Source organism: Pseudarthrobacter sp. RHLT1-30-1, from assembly GCF_059383415.1.
This window is the reverse complement of record NZ_JBWZCG010000001.1, coordinates 389,587-406,765: the sequence shown is the minus strand read 5'-3', so window position 1 is coordinate 406,765 and position 17,179 is coordinate 389,587. Positions and strand designations below refer to the sequence as shown.

Here is a 17,179-nt window from a genome sequence, read left to right as displayed (position 1 = left end):
GGGGTCGCTGGGGCAATTCAGGCGCGGTCAGGCGTGGCGGGCCCTAGTTCCCCAGCCGGCCGCCGGAGACCTCGAGGTAGCAGGAGCCGCAGAGGGATTCATACCAGACGTCCTGGCCGTCGATCGCGACCTGGTCGCCGTCGAAGACCACCTGGTCCCCGGCCCGGCGGGTGTTGAAGATGGCCTTGCGGCCGCAGCGGCAGATGGTTTTGAGTTCCTCGAGGGTGTGTGCGATTTCAAGGAGGCGCAGCGATCCCGGGAACGCTCGGGTGCGGAAGTCGGTGCGGATGCCGTAGGCCAGCACCGGAACGTTGTCCAGGACGGCGATCCGGAACAGGTCGTCCACCTGATCCGGTTCCAGGAACTGTGCCTCGTCCACCAGCAGGCACGCTACCGGCTGGGTCTCCACGTGCTCCAGGAGGGCGTCCGGGTCATCCCCGTGGGCATGGGCGGTGAACACGCCGCGGGCGGATGCCCCGGCCGGGATCAGGAAGTCCACCGAGCGGGTCATGCCCAGCCGGGACACCACGTCGGCGTCGCCCTTGGTGTCCACGTCCGGCTTCGCCAGCAGCACCCGCTGGCCGCGTTCCTCATAATTGAAGGCAGCCTGCAGCAGGCCCGTCGACTTGCCGGAGTTCATCGCGCCGTAGCGGAAGTAGAGCTTGGCCAAAGGGGTCCTTTCGAAAGGGTCGCCCACCGATTGTAAAGGCGCGCCCCTCAGCGGCCCAGCCTGAGCCGCGGCCTGCGTGCCGAGAGTGGCCGCAGGACCCCTTCGCCGGCAAGGAGGAACCTCGCAGCAGCCCGCGGAAGCCTGATGCCGGGCCGGAGCGGGCTCTCGTGCAGCTGCCCGGGCAGCACAGCGAACTCAATCGAAGGGACGTCGGCGGCGAGCTGACGGCCGGTGTCGGCGAAATACTCGGGGCTCCAGCCGCCGCTCAGCATCAGCGTGGGGCTGGTCACCGCAGCGAAGTCGGCCAGTTCGGCGTCGGCGTCCAGCACCGCCCGCATTTCCGCGACGGCGGTGGGCAGCAGTTCACGCATCTCGGCGCCGGTACTGGTCCGGGCGGAGAGGATGCTGAGCATCCGCAAAGCGCCGAGCGGGAGTTTTGACACCGGCCCGGCCGTCTCGAGGCCCTGGACCAGGTGCGCCCACGCGTCGTCGAGCTGCCCGGCGGCCACCGAACGCTCCAGCTCGGGCCGCCAGCGCCGGGTCAGGTTGCCGGACAAGGAAACCGCTGCGTCATAGGTCACCATCCGGCGGATCGATAACGTCCGGGCGGCCTGCAGGGCCACGAAACCGCCGTAGCTGTGCGCCACGACGTCGCACGAGCCCGTCTCCCGCAGCACCGCAGCCAGGTCGCTGACCTCCGTGGACACGGAATAGCCGGCCGGCTGCGGAGAGGACCCGGCCCGCCCGCGCCGGTTGTAGCAATGCACCGGACGCCCCAGCAGCTTTCCGAGCTTCCGCGCAAACGGGCGGTACAGCGCATCGGTGACAAGCGTGCCGTGCACGACGACGATGCCGGGTCCCGGGTCCCGGGGCGGCGATCCCGGCACGGTGGCGGCAGGCCCGTCCCGCTCAGGCCCGGCGGCCGGACCGAAGGAATGCAGCTCGAGCTGCCCCTCGCCGTCGTCGGTGCTGATGGTCCGCGTCTCCACAGCCTGAGTCTATTCCGCAACCGGCCACAGCTGCGCGGGACCTGCCCCGGCAGAAACCCCGGTAAACTTGGGGATTGTGACTTCCCAAAACACTTCCGCCCCGAATACCGCCGCCGACTCCCACGACGCCAGCGAGCAGACGCGCATCCGTATGGAGAAGCGCGCCAGGCTGATCGAACGCGGCATCGAGGCGTACCCGGTGGGTGTTGAGCGCACCCATTCGCTGGGCGACATCCGGGAGAAGTACGCGCACCTTGAGGCCGACGAAACCACGGGCGACGTCGTCGGTGTCACCGGCCGCATCGTCTTCATCCGCAACACCGGCAAGCTCTGCTTCGCCACGCTCCAGGAGGGTGGCGTGGACGGCAAAGCCGTCCGGCTGCAGGTCATGCTGAGCCTGGCCAACATCGGGGAGGACGCCCTCGCCGACTGGAAGGCCCTCGTGGACCTCGGCGACCACGTGTTCGTCAAGGGCGAGGTCATCTCCTCGCGGCGCGGCGAGCTCTCGGTCATGGCCGGGTCCTGGTCCATGGCCTCCAAGGCGCTGCGCCCGCTGCCGGTGCTGCACGCCGAGCTCAACGAGGAAACCCGCGTCCGCCAGCGGTACGTGGACCTGATCGTCCGCGACGAAGCACGCCAAATGGTCTACACCCGGGCAGCCATCACCCGTTCCATCCGCGAGACCCTGCACCGCCAGGGCTATGTCGAGGTGGAAACCCCGATGCTGCAGCTGGTCCACGGCGGCGCCACGGCCCGTCCCTTCGAGACGCACATGAACGCGTTCGACCAGAGGATGACCCTGCGGATCGCCACCGAGCTGTACCTCAAGCGAACCGTCGTCGGCGGCATCGACCGCGTCTACGACATGGGCCGGGTCTTCCGCAACGAAGGTGTGGACTCCACCCACAGCCCGGAATTCACCACCCTGGAAAGCTACGAGGCCTGGGCCGACCAGTTCGTCATGGCCGACCGCATCAAGGAACTCATCCTCGACGCCGCCGACGCGGCCGGCGTGGGCCGCGTCCTGCAGACCGAGGCCGGGGAGATCAACCTCGACGGCGACTGGGCCTGGATGGCGGTCTACCCGGGACTCTCCGAAACCGTGGGCCAGGAAGTCACCCCGGAAACCCCGGTGTCGGAGCTGCTGGCGCTCGCTACCAGGCACGAGGTCAAGGTCGACGCCAATTGGGATGCCGAGAAGCTCGTGGTGGAACTCTTCGGTGAGCTTGTTGAACCCACACTGCTGAACCCGACCTTCGTCTACGACTACCCGCCGTCCGCCCAGCCGCTGGCCCGCCAGCACCGCGAGGATGACCGGCTGATCGAAGCGTGGGACCTCATCATCGGCGGGATGGAACGCGGCACGGCCTTCTCCGAGCTGATTGACCCGGTGATCCAGCGCGAGCGGCTCACCGAGCAGTCCCGCCGCTCCGCCGCCGGCGACGTCGAGGCCATGCAGCTGGACGAGGACTTCCTCCGGGCCCTGGAGTACGGCGCTCCGCCCATGGGCGGTATCGGCCTGGGCATCGACCGGCTGGTTATGCTCTTCACCGGCGCCGGTATCCGCGAGACCATCCTGTTCCCGCTGCTGAAGCCGGAAGGACACTGATCATGGAGTACGTAGCCGTATTGCTTCCCTCCGTTGTGGTCGGCCTGATTTTCTGGTTTGCCATGAAATCGATTTTCAATGCGGACAAATCCGAGCGCCAGGCCGAAGCGCGTGCGCAGGCGGAAGCGGACGCAAATGCCAAGGCCTCTGATACCCCCCGCAGCGACGGTCATTCCAACGGCCAGAAGTAATAGCCGGATATTCAAAACCTTGGGTTTTCCTTTGGAAAGCCCATTTCACTTTGACTCATTGCCATAAAGCAGAGGATACTTTCAAGTAGATAGATCCCGCTTTTCCCTAATACTCATCCTTTTGGAAAGGGAGTTATGGCTCAGAAAGTAAAAATCATCCTCGTTGATGATCTCGACGGGGGTTCCGCGGATGAGACCGTGAGGTTTGGCCTGGACGGTGTCAGCTACGAGATCGACCTGTCTTCGGACAATGCTGCGGCGCTGCGGTCGTCAGTGGAGCGGTTTGTAGCCCATGCGCGCAAGACCTCAAGCGGCCGCCCCACCCGCACCAAGATTTCATCCGGCCGGAATCAGGACTCCGCCCAGATCCGGCAGTGGGCCCGCGATAACGGCTACGCGGTAAACAGCCGCGGCCGCATCCAGGCTGAAATTCAGGAAGCCTACCAAAAGGCGAATTCCTAACTGGAAGACCGGACGGTGTGCGCACCCTGAGCTCCGTTGTGCAATAACTCTGACAAAAGCCCCCGCTCTCCGGCGGGGGCTTTTCTCATGAGGTGCGCGTGCTGAGTATGCCGACGTCGGGACGCCCCGTGGGACGCGGTCGCGCTGAGCGGCCGCCGTCGTCGGATCGCAGAGCGGCCGCCGTCGGAGGGCTGAGCGGTCGCCGCCGGAGGGCCGAGCCGCTCCGCGTTCGCGCCGCCACATGCCCCTGATGTGACGCGGCCGCGGCGTCCCGGTTTCCCCTGTGGCGAACAAGCCCCAAATCTTGAACCCGGGCACGTAGCATCAAAGTATTCGTAGCTAGGAGTGTGGCGAAATGTTTGAGCGATTTACGGACCGTGCCCGTCGCGTAGTTGTGCTTGCCCAAGAAGAGGCACGCATGCTGAACCACAATTACATCGGTACCGAACACATCCTCTTGGGTCTGATCCATGAAGGTGAAGGTGTTGCTGCCAAAGCCCTTGAGTCCTTGAGCATTTCGCTCGACGGCGTTCGCGAGCAGGTGCAGGAGATCATCGGGCAGGGCCAGCAGGCCCCGTCCGGACATATCCCCTTCACCCCCCGCGCCAAGAAGGTCCTGGAACTCTCGCTCCGCGAGGCCTTGCAGCTGGGCCATAACTACATCGGAACCGAGCACATCCTGCTCGGCCTCATCCGCGAGGGTGAAGGCGTTGCCGCGCAGGTGCTGGTCAAGCTCGGTGCGGACCTCAACCGTGTCCGCCAGCAGGTGATCCAGCTGCTTTCGGGTTACCAGGGCAAGGAAACCACCGGAGCCGGTGTTGGCCCGGGCCAGGCCGAAGGAACCCCCGCCGGTTCCGTTGTCCTGGACCAGTTCGGCCGCAACCTGACCCAGGCTGCCCGGGAGAACAAGCTGGACCCGGTCATCGGGCGCGAATCCGAAATGGAACGCGTTATGCAGGTCCTCTCGCGCCGCACGAAGAACAACCCCGTGCTGATCGGCGAGCCCGGCGTCGGCAAGACCGCCGTCGTCGAGGGTCTTGCCCAGGCGATCGTCCGCGGCGACGTCCCGGAGACCATCAAGGACAAGCAGCTGTACACGCTGGACCTTGGGTCCCTCGTGGCCGGCTCCCGCTACCGCGGTGACTTCGAAGAGCGCCTCAAGAAGGTCCTCAAGGAGATCCGCACCCGCGGCGACATCATCCTGTTCATCGACGAGATCCACACCCTCGTCGGTGCCGGTGCCGCTGAGGGTGCCATCGATGCGGCCTCGATCCTGAAGCCCATGCTGGCCCGCGGTGAGCTGCAGACCATCGGTGCCACCACGCTGGACGAGTACCGCAAGCACATCGAGAAGGACGCCGCGCTGGAGCGCCGTTTCCAGCCGATCCAGGTCAAGGAGCCTTCGGTCGCGCACGCGATCGAAATCCTCAAGGGCCTCCGCGACCGGTACGAGGCGCACCACCGTGTCACCATCACCGACGGCGCCCTCGCGTCGGCGGCGAGCCTCTCCGAGCGCTACATCTCGGACCGTTTCCTGCCGGACAAGGCGATCGACCTGATTGATGAGGCCGGCGCACGCCTCCGCATCCGCCGGATGACCGCTCCGCCGGAGCTCAAGATCATGGACGAGAAGATCGCAGCCATGAAGCTGGAGAAGGAATCCGCGATAGACGCGCAGGACTTCGAAGGTGCCGCCTCGCTGCGGGACAAGGAGCAGAAGCTCATTGCCGAGCGTGCCGAGAAGGAACGCCAGTGGAAGACCGGCGGCATGGACGACATCTCCGAGGTGGATGAGGATCTCATCGCCGAGGTGCTGGCGAACTCCACCGGCATTCCGGTCTTCAAGCTGACCGAGGAAGAGTCTTCGCGACTGCTGAAGATGGAAGACGAGCTGCACAAACGTGTTGTTGGCCAGAACGAGGCCATCAGGTCCCTGTCCCAGGCGATCCGCCGCACCCGTGCTGGCCTGAAGGACCCGAAGCGTCCGGGCGGTTCGTTCATCTTCGCCGGCCCCACCGGCGTCGGCAAGACCGAACTCGCGAAGGCCCTGGCCGAATTCCTCTTCGGCGAGGAAGACGCCCTGATCACCCTGGACATGTCCGAGTACTCGGAGAAGCACACGGTGTCGCGTCTCTTCGGTGCCCCTCCGGGCTACGTGGGCTACGAGGAGGGCGGGCAGCTGACCGAGAAGGTCCGCCGTCGTCCGTTCTCCGTGGTCCTGTTCGACGAAGTGGAGAAGGCCCACGCCGACCTCTTCAACTCGCTGCTGCAGATCCTGGAAGACGGCCGCCTGACCGACTCCCAGGGCCGCGTGGTGGACTTCAAGAACACCGTGATCATCATGACCACCAACCTCGGCACCCGCGACATCTCCAAGAGCGTTGCCACCGGCTTCCAGTCCGGCACGGACACGCAGACCGGCTACAACCGGATGCGGGCCCGCGTCACGGAGGAACTCAAGCAGCACTTCCGCCCCGAGTTCCTGAACCGTGTTGACGACGTTGTGGTCTTCCCGCAGCTGACCCAGGACGAAATCATCGAGATCGTGGACATGTTCGTCGGCCGGCTGGAGAAGCGGCTCAAGGACAAGGACATGGGCATCGAGCTCACGCCCGCGGCCAAGATCCTGCTGGCAACCCGCGGCTACGACCCCGCCATGGGTGCCCGGCCGCTGCGCCGGACCATCCAGCGCGAGATCGAGGACCAGCTCTCCGAGAAGATCCTCTTCGGCGAAATCCACGCCGGCGACATCGTTGTAGTGGATGTGGACGGCGAAGGCGACGACGCCAAGTTCACCTTCGCCGGCAACACCAAGCCGCGCATCCCGGAGATCGCTCCGAGCGTCTAGGCAGTCAAGCCAACGGCCCCGCCTTCCGGAAACGGAGGCGGGGCCGTTGCGTTGTCACCTCCTTCAGCCCGACGACGGCGGCATCCAGTCAGCCCAGGGCCTCTTCTGAAAGCAGCGTTTCACTCTTAGTGAATTTGCGTGACCGGGGCCACGCTGGGGTGTTGAATCGGGGCATGGCTTCCGACGATTCAGCGACACTCAACGAAAAACCCGAGACACCCTTCCACGACCTGGACCATTACCTCGCCATCCCGCGGGTCAGCGGCCTGGCGCTGAGCCCCGACGGCAGCAGGCTGGTCACCACTGTGGCCACGCTGAACGCAAAGGGCACCGAATACGGCACCGCCCTGTGGGAGCTTGATCCGGAGGGGCGCAAGCAGGCCCGCCGGGTCACCCGGAGTGCAAAGGGTGAGGCCGGCGCCGTGTTTGCCGGAGGCGGTGACCTCTACTTCAGTTCCGCGCGCCCCGACCCGGAGACCCCCGACGCGGATCCTGTCAACGCCCTGTGGATGCTGCCCGCGGACGGCGGCGAGGCCCGCGTCGTGCTGACCCGGGCCGGTGGAATCAGCGGACTCCTGGCCGCCAGGCAGACCGGTGCCCTCTTCGTCAACGCCTCCGTGCTCGCCGGTGCCACGGACGAGGACAGCGATGAGGAACGCCGCAAGGCGCGCAAGGACAACAAAGTCGCCGCCATCCTGCACAGTGGATATCCCGTCCGCTACTGGGACGCCGACCTGGGCCCCGCCCAGCCGCGGCTCTTCGCCGTCGAACCGGGCGCCGAGCCGCAACCCGGCAAACCGGCAACAGTGGACGCCGTGGCGCCGCTGACGCTCCGCAACCTCACCCCCGACGCCGGCGCCGGACTTCGGGATGCCCAGTCGGCGGTCAGCCCGGACGGGAAGACGATCTACAGCAGCTTCGACAAGCCGCTCGCACGCGCGGACTCACGGTCTGTCCTTATCGCGATCGACGTCGCCACCGGCACCCGAACCGTCCTGCTGGATACCGAGGGAATGAGCTACTTCCCTGGGCCGGTCAGCCCCGACAACTCGACCCTTGTGGTGGTCAGCGAAAGCGGCACGACACCGGAGGAGGCCCCGCAGGTCAGGCTGCACCTGCTCGACGTCGCCGGCGGTGCGTCCGGACCGGGACCGGCGGGCGAAACCGCCCTGACGCCCCTCGCGCACGGCTGGGACCGCTGGCCCCGCCCGGCCACCTGGCTGCCGGACGGCTCGGCCCTGCTCGTCACCGCCGACGAGGACGGCGCCTCGCCGGTCTTCCGAATCAGCGTGACCGGAGACGGGGGAGCCGGCGAGGTCGCCCGCCTGACCGCCGACACCGCCGCGTATACCGACGTCGTGGCCGCCCCCGACGGGCGCACCGCCTACGCGCTGCGCAGCTCCTACGAGTTCCCGCCCGAAGCCGTGCGGATCGACCTCGCCAGCGGCGACGTCCTCCGTCTCCCGGCCCCCGCAGAGCGCCCGCACTACAAGGGCGCGCTGGAACGGGTGGCGACGACGGCGCCGGACGGCACCCGCGTGCCGGCGTACCTGGCCCTCCCGGAAGGTGCATCCGCCGGCAGCCCGGCGCCGCTGCTGCTCTGGATCCATGGCGGCCCGCTCGGATCCTGGAACGCCTGGACCTGGCGCTGGAATCCCTGGCTGCTCGTGGCCCGCGGCTATGCCGTGCTGCTGCCGGACCCGGCGCTGTCCACCGGCTACGGCCAGCACCACATCCAGCGCGGCTGGGGCGAATGGGGGAATGCGCCGTTCACCGACCTGATGGCCATCACCGACGCCGTCGTGCAGCGGCCGGACATCGATGAGACCCGCACAGCCGCCATGGGCGGGTCCTTCGGCGGCTACATGGCCAACTGGGTGGCCGGCCACACGGACCGCTTCAGGGCGATCGTCACCCACGCCAGTCTCTGGGCGCTGGACCAGTTCGGGCCCACTACCGACGCCGCGCAGTACTGGCTCAAGGAGATGACGGCCGAGATGGCGCTGGCGAACTCCCCGCACCTGCACGTGGCGAACATCAGCACCCCGATGCTCGTTATCCATGGCGACAAGGACTACCGCGTCCCGATCGGCGAGGGCCTGCGGCTTTGGTACGAACTCCTTGCCAAGTCCCGGCTCCCCGCCGACGAAAACGGCGAGACCGAGCACCGCTTCCTCTACTTCCCGGACGAAAACCACTGGATTCTGCAGCCGCAGCACGCCAAGGTTTGGTACGGCGTCGTCGAGCACTTCCTTGCAAGGAACCTGCTGGACAAGGATCTGCCGGTACCGGACGAGCTGGGACTTTAGGCGGCTGCCGACCGGCGAAGGAGGTTGGGCATGGCGCAGCCTCCTTCGAACGGACGTCGGGAGACTTCCCAGGCACAGGCAAGCGCCGCCGTAGGATTGGGTGGTGACTGAGACAATCCGCATCCGCCCTGCCCGCACCAGCGATGTCGGGGCGATCAAGACGCTCGTGGCGCCCCTGGCTGATCAGCGGATCCTGATGGCCAAGGAAACTGTGGCGTACTACGAAAGCCTGCAGGAATTCCGGATCGCCGAATCCCCGGACGGCGAAGTGATCGGCTGCGGAGCGCTGCACGTTATGTGGGAAGACCTCGCCGAAGTGCGCACGCTCGCAACATCGGACGCCTGGCGGGGCAAGGGCGTGGGGCACCTGCTTGTGGAGCGCCTGCTGGAGGAGGCTAAGGCGCTGGGCGTCTCCCGCGTGTTCTGCCTGACCTTCGAGGTGGACTTTTTCAAAAGGCACGGCTTTGATGTCATGGCCGACCAGACCGCCGTCGACCCCGCAGTGTATTCGGAGCTGCTGCGCTCCCATGATGAGGGTGTGGCCGAATTCCTGGACCTCGCCCGGGTAAAGCCCAACACGCTCGGCAACACCCGGATGATCAAAACCCTGTAGTTCGACGGCGTCCGGCCCGACGGCGTCTGGCTCGGCTACGCCTGGCCCGACGGCGTCTGGCTCGGCTACGCCTGGCCCGACTACCGCCGCCTCGACAGCAACTGCTTTGACGGCTGTCGGCGGCGCCGCGCAGGACAAAATTCGACTGCCACTTCCCATATGTAAATATGATGGATAAACTGACGGCGGTCCAGGGGGTGGACCACCCGACTTCCGGAGGCAAGAAATTGCACGAGCGCGCCGTTTTTCCAGATTTCTCCGCTTTCCAAATGACGATGAACGGCGCGGCTGCAGCTCACCGCGCCTCGGAACCGAACGCCGGGGAAGCGCCCGCTCAGGACCTGCAGGCTCCACCTCTGCGCCTCGCTGCCGGCCCGGGTGCCGGCCCGGCAGCTGAGACTAGTTTTGGGCGGCAAGCCGCGCCGCCGTTCTCCTGGCTGGGCGGGGATGCCTGGCCTAATTTCCCGTTATCGGCTGACAAGGGAACGTGACGCCGGCTCCAGAACATTCCGCTCCGGGCTGTCATGCCACGGAACCGCGTTTCCGCTGCTGAAGTCGGGAATTCGGAGCCTACCGCTGGCAGGGGCCCCGGTAGTAGGGTGAGCAAGCAAGCCAGGACACCATCCAGGGAGCACAGCCATGAAGAAGCTCATCAATGATCCCCGCGCAGTGGTTGACGAGTCAGTGGAGGGTTTCGGGCTTGCCCATGCCGACCTCGTGACCGTCTTCGCGGACCCGAAGTACATCGTGCGCAAGGACGCGCCCGTGGCAGGGAAAGTCGGACTGGTCTCCGGCGGTGGCAGCGGGCATGAGCCGCTGCACGGCGGCTACGTCGGCATGGGAATGCTCGACGCCGCCGTCCCGGGCGCCGTGTTTACCTCGCCCACACCCGACCAGATCCTTCCCGCCACGCTCGCCGTCAACGCCGGCGCCGGCGTCGTGCATATCGTGAAGAACTACACCGGGGATGTCCTGAACTTTGAGACAGCCGCCGAGCTGGCCGAGGCCGAGGGGGTGCAGATCCGCACGGTGCTGGTCAACGACGACGTCGCCGTGCAGGACTCGCTCTACACCGCCGGCCGCCGGGGCGTCGGCGGAACGGTCCTCGTGGAGAAGATCGCTGGTGCCGCTGCCGAACGGGGCGACAGCCTGGACGCCGTGGCCGCGATCGGCGACCGCGTCAACCAGAACGTGCGCAGTATGGGCGTCGCGCTGACTGCCTGCACGGTCCCGCATGCCGGGGCGCCAAGCTTCATGCTGGAGGAAAACGAGATCGAGATCGGCATCGGCATCCACGGCGAACCCGGCCGGAAGCGGATTCCGATGGAGAACGCCGACGGCATCACCGACCGACTGTTGGAACCCGTCATCAGCGACCTGGGTGTGGCGTCCGGGGACAACGTGCTCCTGTTCGTCAACGGCATGGGTGGCACCCCGCAGAGTGAGCTCTACATCGTCTACCGCCGCGCCGCGCAACAGCTGGCCGAGAAGGGCATCACGGTGGCACGCTCGCTGGTCGGCAACTACATCACCGCCCTCGAAATGCAGGGCTGCTCCATTACCGTCCTGCGCCTCGACGACGAGATGACTGCGCTCTGGGACGCTCCCGTGCACACCCCGGCCCTCCGCTGGGGCGTCTGACCGTGGGGCTGGACGTCAACTGGGCTGTCCGGTGGCTGACGCTCTCGGCCGAGGCCATGGCTGAGCACCGGGAAGAGCTCATCGAACTGGACCGGCCGATCGGCGATTCGGACCACGGTGAGAACATGGACCGCGGCTTCAAGGCGGTGATGGCGAAGCTCGCCGAAGCGCCGCCGGAAACGGCGGGGGCGGCGCTCAAGCTGACCGCCATGACGCTGATGTCGAAGGTCGGCGGGGCCGCGGGGCCGCTCTACGGCACGGCCTTCCTCCGTGCGGCCACGGCGCTGGGCGACGCAGCCGACGTCGACGCCGCCACCCTCGCCTCGGCGTTCCAGGCCGCACGGGACGGGATCGTGGCCCGCGGCAAGGCAGAATCCGGCGATAAGACGATGGTTGATGCGTGGACCCCCGCCGTTGACGCGGCCGCCGCCGCGGCCGGAGACAGCGATGTGCACAAGGTCCTGGCGGCCGCCGCGGAGGCAGCCGAAGCCGGTGCCGTCTCCACCGACCCGATGCTCGCCCGCAAGGGACGCGCCAGCTACCTGGGGGAGCGCAGTATCGGCCACCGGGACCCGGGCGCGGTGTCGACCGCCCTGATCCTGCGGGCCGCGGTCGGGGCAGCGGAATGACAGTCAAGCTCGTCGTCGTCTCCCACAGTGAAAAGATTGCCGACGGCGCCGTCGAGCTTGCCGCCCAGATGGCGCCCGACGTCCTGATCCTCCCCGCCGGCGGCACCGACGACGGCCGGATCGGCACCAGCCTCGAGCGGGTCATGGCCGCGCTGGAACAGGCAGCGGACGCGAACAGCGACGGCATCGTCGTCCTCACGGACCTGGGTTCGGCCGTGATGACGGCCGAGTCCGCGGTGGAGTTCGTGGCGGATCCCTCCGCCGTGCTGATCGCCGATGCGCCCCTCGTCGAAGGGCTGGTCGCCGCGGCCGTGGCGGCCCAGGCCGGAGCTGATGCCAAGGCCGTGAAGGAAGCCGCGGAAGCGGTGTACCGGCCGCCCGCCGCGCCGACGCATGCGCACGGGGGCCGGCCCCCGGAGGCGACCGGGGACTTTGAACTGGTCAACCAGGCCGGCATGCATGCCCGCCCGGCGGCGAAGATTGCCGGCGGCCTGTCCGGCATGGACGCCGAGGTGACCGTCAACGGCGCGGACGGGGCCTCGATGACGGAGCTGATGATGCTCGGAGCGGCTAAGGGAACGGTGCTGCACGTGGAAGCCAGTGGCCCGGACGCCGCGAGAGCCGTCGACTATCTGCGTGGACTGGTCGCGGCGGGTTTCGGCGAACCCTAGCGTACGGGTTCCCGCCGCACGGCTCTTGCCGCACGGTTTTCGTGCCGCATGGGTCCAGACCGTACCGCGGTTCAAACGTGCCCCTTTCAGGCCGTGCCCGTTTCAGACCGTGCCGGCCGAAGTCAGGTCCGGTGCCATCTGGGCCTGCCGGGATCCGCTCCAGGCGATCCATCCGCCGGCCACCGCCATCAGCAGGGCGCCCGCGGTCTGGGTCGGCAGGCTGCTTCCCGTTGTCGCCTGCCCGAGGACGACGCCCAGGACGTAGAACAGGGCGGCGCCGGCCGCCCATAGCACCCCGGCCCAGCGTGGCAGCTGGTGGGACCGCCACACAGCGATTCCCAGCAGTATGTTCCCCAGGAAAGCGAGCAGGAGGCCCAGCAGGAACGCCGCTGTCATTGTCCCGGGGAATTCCAGCTGCATCACGTCCTGGTTTCCGGCCAGGTAGGCCTTGCCGATGGCGGGCGTGGCAAAGGTGGAGATCACGGCCGGGACCAGGAGTAGGGCCGTGCCGGCGGCGGTGCTGACCATTGCTGCCAGGGCCAGGCCGCCGACCCTGCTGTTGGCCAGGCAACAGCCCAGGGCGAAGACTCCGAAGATCGCGAGGATGGTGCCGGCGGTGCTGCCCAGCAGGTGGCTCAGGTGGTACGAATCGGAGCTGACAAACCGGGCCCAGGCATCCGGGTCCTTCTCCTGGTCCGGTTGCGGCTCCAGCGTGGCCCAGGCGGTGACGAGCCACGAGGCGGCGAGGACCCACAGCCCTGCCCGGATCCAGTGGCGGATGTTCTTGGAGTTCATGGCGTTTCCCTTTCTGCTCGCGGGCTAGCCCGCCTGCCGGACGCCGTCGGCGTCGAGCAGCACTCCGGCCGAGATGAACCTGCCGCACTGTGCGCCATACGGGTGGGCGACGCGCGGCGTGAACGTCAGGGTCCGGCCCGGCAAAGGAACGCCCCCGGGGCCGGTACCGCCCACGCTGGCCTCGATGGGGGATTCCGTGAGGTGATCCAGGAACAGCATTCCCATAAGGGTGCCGTCGGGTGAGGCCGTCGCCGAACACGGACGGTCCTTTCCGTACCCGGGTTCGCAGCCCTGGTCCACCGTGGTGCTCCCCGGGAAAAGCTCAAGGTCAGCCTCGGTGCAGCGCCCGTCCTGGCAGGCTTTGAGCCGGAGCGAGTGCACTGAAGCGGCGTACTCCCGCGCTACGGTCAGCGCAACAACCGGTGCCTGGCCGATGTCCGGGCACGCCGTCTCTCGCTGGCACCCGGCGGCCAGGAGCGTGGTGCAAGCCAGGCCGACGAGCGCAGTGAACGTGCGCATGTTTCAGGGTAGTTCCGGGAGGACAGGGCTGCTAGGGGCTGGCGGTGGAGTTCAGGCCGGCAACTGGAGGCCGGCGGGGTGCAGCTGCGCCAGACCGTCGCCCACGAGCCCGGCCAGCGCGCGTTCCAGCTGCTCCGGTGCCGAGTTGAGCCGGTGCAGTGCGGCCAGCGGGATTCCGATCCCGGCTGCTTCGAAGCCCAGGTCCGCGGCGGGCCGCTGGAACAACTCCGGGGCCACCGGCGACTCGGCCACCCGCAGCACCGCCAGCACGGCTCCCCGCACCTGACGGTCCGTTCCGTGCCAGGACTGTCCCTTTGGGGTGTAGGTCGGCGGCGGCTCGCCTGCCGCGAGCCAGGCGCAGGAGGCGCTGACCGGGCATTCCGCGCACTTCGGCGACCGCGCCGTGCAGACCAGGGCGCCCAGTTCCATCACAGCGGCATTCCAGCGGACCGAGGAGCCTGCGCCGTCCGGCAGCGCCTGCGCGGCAAGCCGCATTTCCGCGGCGGTCAGCGACTGCGACGGCAGGGCCGAGCCGGAAAACAGGCGCGCGTGCACGCGGCGGATATTGGTGTCCACCACGGTTTCGCGGCGCCCGTAGGCGAAGGCTGCGACGGCGGCCGCCGTGTAGCTGCCCACCCCGGGCAGCTCGATCAGTTCAGCGTAGGTGCCCGGGACCTTTCCGCCGTGGTCAGAACCGATGGCGGCGGCGGCGGCGTGCAGCCTCAGCGCCCGGCGCGGGTAGCCCAGCCGCCCCCAGGCCCGGACGGCTTCGCCCGCGGGTTCCCGGGCCAGGGCAGCAGGCTCCGGCCAGCGCCGCAGCCACTCCTCCCAGACCGGCAGCACGCGCACCACCGGTGTCTGCTGCAGCATGATCTCGCTCACCAGCACAGCCCACGGTGTGCAGTCGGCAGCCCGCCACGGCAGATCCCGGGCGTTGAGCTCGAACCATCCGGCGAGGGCCTCATGCAGGGCGGCAAGCGCTGAGCGTTCGGGAAGTTCTCCCGGGCGCGCGGCGGCAGGGACAGCGGGGGCATCGGCTAGAGCATTGATGGATACAGCGTAGTGGATTCAGTTGGTGGATTTAGCTGGGGATTCGGCGTAATAGATGAGGGCCACACCGCGCCTGCGGCGTGGGAGGGCCGCATCCCCGGCGCGGTTCTCTAGCCTAGAAGGATGGGCAGGCAAGACAATTCCGGACCGCAGGGTTCCCGGCCGAAAGTTCCCGGCAGCGGCGCACCCGCAGACCGCGGCGCGGCGCGCGCAACCGCGCGCAAAACCGGGCCCAAAACCGCGGGCAAAACCGTGCGCAGGCCTGCCCGAAGGCCTGCCCGGAAAACGGTCAGCCCCGTTTACCGCCGCCGCCGCCTGTTCGTGGGCGCCGCGCTGCTGCTCGTGATCGCCGTCGCGTTCGGGGGATTCGCCGCTGCCTCAAACGTCCTCAACGCCGGGCAGTCGGGATCCGGCGGAGGAGAGACTCCGTCGGGCCAGGAGACGCAACCGGCCCCGGCCCCAGAGACGACGGCCTCAGCGTCCCCGTCGGCGTCGCCGACAGGCAACGGCTGCGAACTGAACCTCGTCACCGTGACGGCCGCCACCGACAAGCCCGCCTACGCTGCCGGGGAAAACCCGCTGCTTACGCTCAAGGTGACGAACGGCAACAAGGTGCCGTGCCAGGTCAACATCGGCACGTCGCAGATGGAGTTCCTGGTCACGAGCGGCTCGGACCGGATTTTCTCGTCCACCGACTGCCAGACGGACCCCACCGACCTGATAAAGACCGTCGCGCCGGGGCAAAGCGAGACGGCCAACTTTCTTTGGGAGCGCAACCGCTCGGTCGAGGGCTGCAAGCTCATCGACGCCAAACCGGGAGCCGGCGGCGCGTACTACGTCTTCACGGCCCGGCTGGCGGACAAGACCAGCCCCAAAGCCGTGTTCCAGCTCAACTAACCCCATCGGTTGCTGAGTAGGCGCCGTTTTGAGGGCTCAAAAGGGCGGTTGCGGAGCAATCGACGGGGTAATGGAGGGGGTTGCTCCAGCGGGGTTAGAGGAACCGGTCCAGCAGGCTCGCCTCGGCCATCCGGCTCAGGCCCTCGCGGACCGTCCGGGCGCGCTGGTCGCCGATGCCGTCCACCGTCATCAGGTCATCGATCGTGGCGGCCATCAGGAACTGCAGGCCGCCGAAGTGGTCGACCAGGCGGTCGGCGACGGCCTTCGGCACGGCTTTCAGCCCGGAGAGCAGCCGGTGTCCGCGCGGCTGGACGACGGCGTCGAGGTTGGCTTCGCCGCCGGAAAAGCCGACAATTCCGGCTATCTTGCCCAGATCGATCAGCTCGGTGGGGCCCAGGTTAACGAGCGCCTTCACGGCCTTGTCGATGTCGTCGGCGGTAGTGTCAGGCCCGGAGTAGTCGCGGATGATCACATCGCTGCCGGGACCGCGGCCCACGGTGAGCTCGTCCAGCTGGAGGGAGAGCAGACGGCCGTCCTCGCCGAGTTCCAGCACATACTGCGAAATCTCTTCCGAGATCCGGCGGACCATTTCCTGGCGCTGCAGGGTCACGGCAACGTCGCGGACTGTCACCATGGCCTCGATTTCCAGGGCCGAGAGCGAACTGGTCACCTGGTCAAGGCGGGAACGGTAGCGCTCCAGTGTCGCGAGGGCCTGGTTGGCCCGGGCCAGGACCTTTTCCGAGCCCTCCAGGACGTGCCGCAGCCCGTTCACGTAGAGGGCGATGATCTGCATGGACTGGCTGACCGAGATGACCGGGACGCCGGTCTGGATGGCAACACGCTCCGCGGTCCGGTGCCGGGTGCCGGACTCCTGGGTCTCGATGCTGGAGTCCGGGACCAGTTGAACGGCCGCGCGCAGGATGTTGCTGGCGTCCTTGTCGCAGATGATCGCGCCGTCCATTTTGGCCAGTTCCCGCAGGCGCGTGGGGGAGAAGTCGATGCCGATGTCGAAGCCGCCGGAGCAGATGGACTCGATGGTCCTGTCGATGCCCAGCACAATTAGGGCGCCGGTCCGTCCACGGAGAATACGCTCCAGACCGTCGCGGAGGGCGGTGCCCGGTGCCACCCGGCCCAGGGTCGCCTTGAGTGAATCTTCAGGGCTCCGAGCCATAGATCTTCCCTTCAAAGGTGCAGGTCACAGCCTGCAAGTGCGCCGGTTTCCAGTAGTTACCGGCAGGATCAAAAGTACTCGGTTGCCCGTTCTCACCATAGTAGAGGCAAAGAAG

Annotated in this window: 16 protein-coding genes; 10 read left to right on the top strand and 6 right to left on the bottom strand. The window is 67.5% G+C overall.

Annotated elements, in window-relative coordinates:
• Positions 1 to 43 precede the first annotated feature (43 nt).
• Positions 44 to 670, bottom strand: coding sequence for a thymidine kinase (locus AC50YM_RS01940; protein WP_494955314.1), 627 nt, complete (start codon positions 668 to 670; stop codon positions 44 to 46).
• Between the two features lie 47 nt (positions 671 to 717).
• The gene (locus AC50YM_RS01935) at positions 718 to 1,659 is read right to left on the bottom strand and encodes an alpha/beta fold hydrolase (RefSeq protein ID WP_494955313.1); all 942 of its coding nucleotides are present in this window, start codon (positions 1,657 to 1,659) and stop codon (positions 718 to 720) included.
• 76 nt (positions 1,660 to 1,735) lie between these two features.
• Here AC50YM_RS01935 and lysS point away from each other — a divergent pair, with 76 nt between their 5' ends.
• From lysS to dhaM, 9 genes are all read left to right on the top strand, one after another.
• Entirely contained in the window at positions 1,736 to 3,268 is a 1,533-nt protein-coding gene (lysS, locus tag AC50YM_RS01930; RefSeq protein WP_494955312.1) for a lysine--tRNA ligase, read from the top strand.
• 2 nt (positions 3,269 to 3,270) lie between these two features.
• Positions 3,271 to 3,459 (top strand): hypothetical protein, encoded by a 189-nt coding sequence (locus AC50YM_RS01925; protein WP_494955311.1) that lies wholly within the window; start codon positions 3,271 to 3,273, stop codon positions 3,457 to 3,459.
• Positions 3,460 to 3,594: 135 nt separating this feature from the next.
• On the top strand, positions 3,595 to 3,921 hold the full coding sequence (locus AC50YM_RS01920) for a histone-like nucleoid-structuring protein Lsr2 (protein ID WP_494955310.1): 327 nt from the start codon (positions 3,595 to 3,597) through the stop codon (positions 3,919 to 3,921).
• Positions 3,922 to 4,276: 355 nt separating this feature from the next.
• Positions 4,277 to 6,769: an ATP-dependent Clp protease ATP-binding subunit gene (locus AC50YM_RS01915; protein WP_463963320.1), complete on the top strand. Its 2,493-nt coding sequence runs from the start codon at positions 4,277 to 4,279 to the stop codon at positions 6,767 to 6,769.
• Positions 6,770 to 6,942: 173 nt separating this feature from the next.
• Positions 6,943 to 9,078 carry a S9 family peptidase gene (locus tag AC50YM_RS01910; protein WP_494955309.1) on the top strand — a complete coding sequence of 712 codons (2,136 nt, stop codon included), beginning with the start codon at positions 6,943 to 6,945 and terminating at the stop codon, positions 9,076 to 9,078.
• A gap of 103 nt (positions 9,079 to 9,181) precedes the next feature.
• Positions 9,182 to 9,691, top strand: coding sequence for an amino-acid N-acetyltransferase (locus AC50YM_RS01905; RefSeq protein WP_494955308.1), 510 nt, complete (start codon positions 9,182 to 9,184; stop codon positions 9,689 to 9,691).
• A 639-nt stretch (positions 9,692 to 10,330) separates the two neighbouring features.
• Entirely contained in the window at positions 10,331 to 11,332 is a 1,002-nt protein-coding gene (dhaK, locus tag AC50YM_RS01900) for a dihydroxyacetone kinase subunit DhaK (protein WP_494955307.1), read from the top strand.
• Between the two features lie 2 nt (positions 11,333 to 11,334).
• Positions 11,335 to 11,961, top strand: a complete 627-nt coding sequence (gene dhaL, locus AC50YM_RS01895) for a dihydroxyacetone kinase subunit DhaL (RefSeq protein WP_494955306.1) — start codon at positions 11,335 to 11,337, stop codon at positions 11,959 to 11,961.
• Positions 11,958 to 12,632, top strand: a complete 675-nt coding sequence (gene dhaM, locus AC50YM_RS01890; RefSeq protein ID WP_494955305.1) for a dihydroxyacetone kinase phosphoryl donor subunit DhaM — start codon at positions 11,958 to 11,960, stop codon at positions 12,630 to 12,632. Before dhaL ends, dhaM begins: the two co-directional genes overlap by 4 nt.
• 102 nt (positions 12,633 to 12,734) lie before the next feature.
• On the opposite strand, the gene AC50YM_RS01885 is transcribed toward dhaM, so the two are convergent.
• Genes AC50YM_RS01885 through AC50YM_RS01875 form a run of 3 tightly spaced genes read right to left on the bottom strand, consistent with a single transcriptional unit; the run spans position 12,735 to position 14,834 of the window.
• Complete coding sequence (locus tag AC50YM_RS01885; RefSeq protein WP_494955304.1) at positions 12,735 to 13,427, bottom strand: hypothetical protein; 693 nt, start codon at positions 13,425 to 13,427, stop codon at positions 12,735 to 12,737.
• Between the two features lie 24 nt (positions 13,428 to 13,451).
• Positions 13,452 to 13,946 carry a hypothetical protein gene (locus AC50YM_RS01880; protein ID WP_494955303.1) on the bottom strand — a complete coding sequence of 165 codons (495 nt, stop codon included), beginning with the start codon at positions 13,944 to 13,946 and terminating at the stop codon, positions 13,452 to 13,454.
• Positions 13,947 to 13,997: 51 nt separating this feature from the next.
• Positions 13,998 to 14,834 (bottom strand): A/G-specific adenine glycosylase, encoded by an 837-nt coding sequence (locus AC50YM_RS01875; RefSeq protein WP_494955302.1) that lies wholly within the window; start codon positions 14,832 to 14,834, stop codon positions 13,998 to 14,000.
• A 285-nt stretch (positions 14,835 to 15,119) separates the two neighbouring features.
• On the opposite strand from AC50YM_RS01875, the gene AC50YM_RS01870 reads away from it, so the two are divergent.
• Entirely contained in the window at positions 15,120 to 15,893 is a 774-nt protein-coding gene (locus AC50YM_RS01870) for a hypothetical protein (protein ID WP_494955301.1), read from the top strand.
• Between the two features lie 94 nt (positions 15,894 to 15,987).
• Here AC50YM_RS01870 and disA read toward each other — a convergent pair whose 3' ends face one another.
• Positions 15,988 to 17,064: a DNA integrity scanning diadenylate cyclase DisA gene (disA, locus tag AC50YM_RS01865; protein ID WP_494955300.1), complete on the bottom strand. Its 1,077-nt coding sequence runs from the start codon at positions 17,062 to 17,064 to the stop codon at positions 15,988 to 15,990.
• Positions 17,065 to 17,179 lie beyond the last annotated feature (115 nt).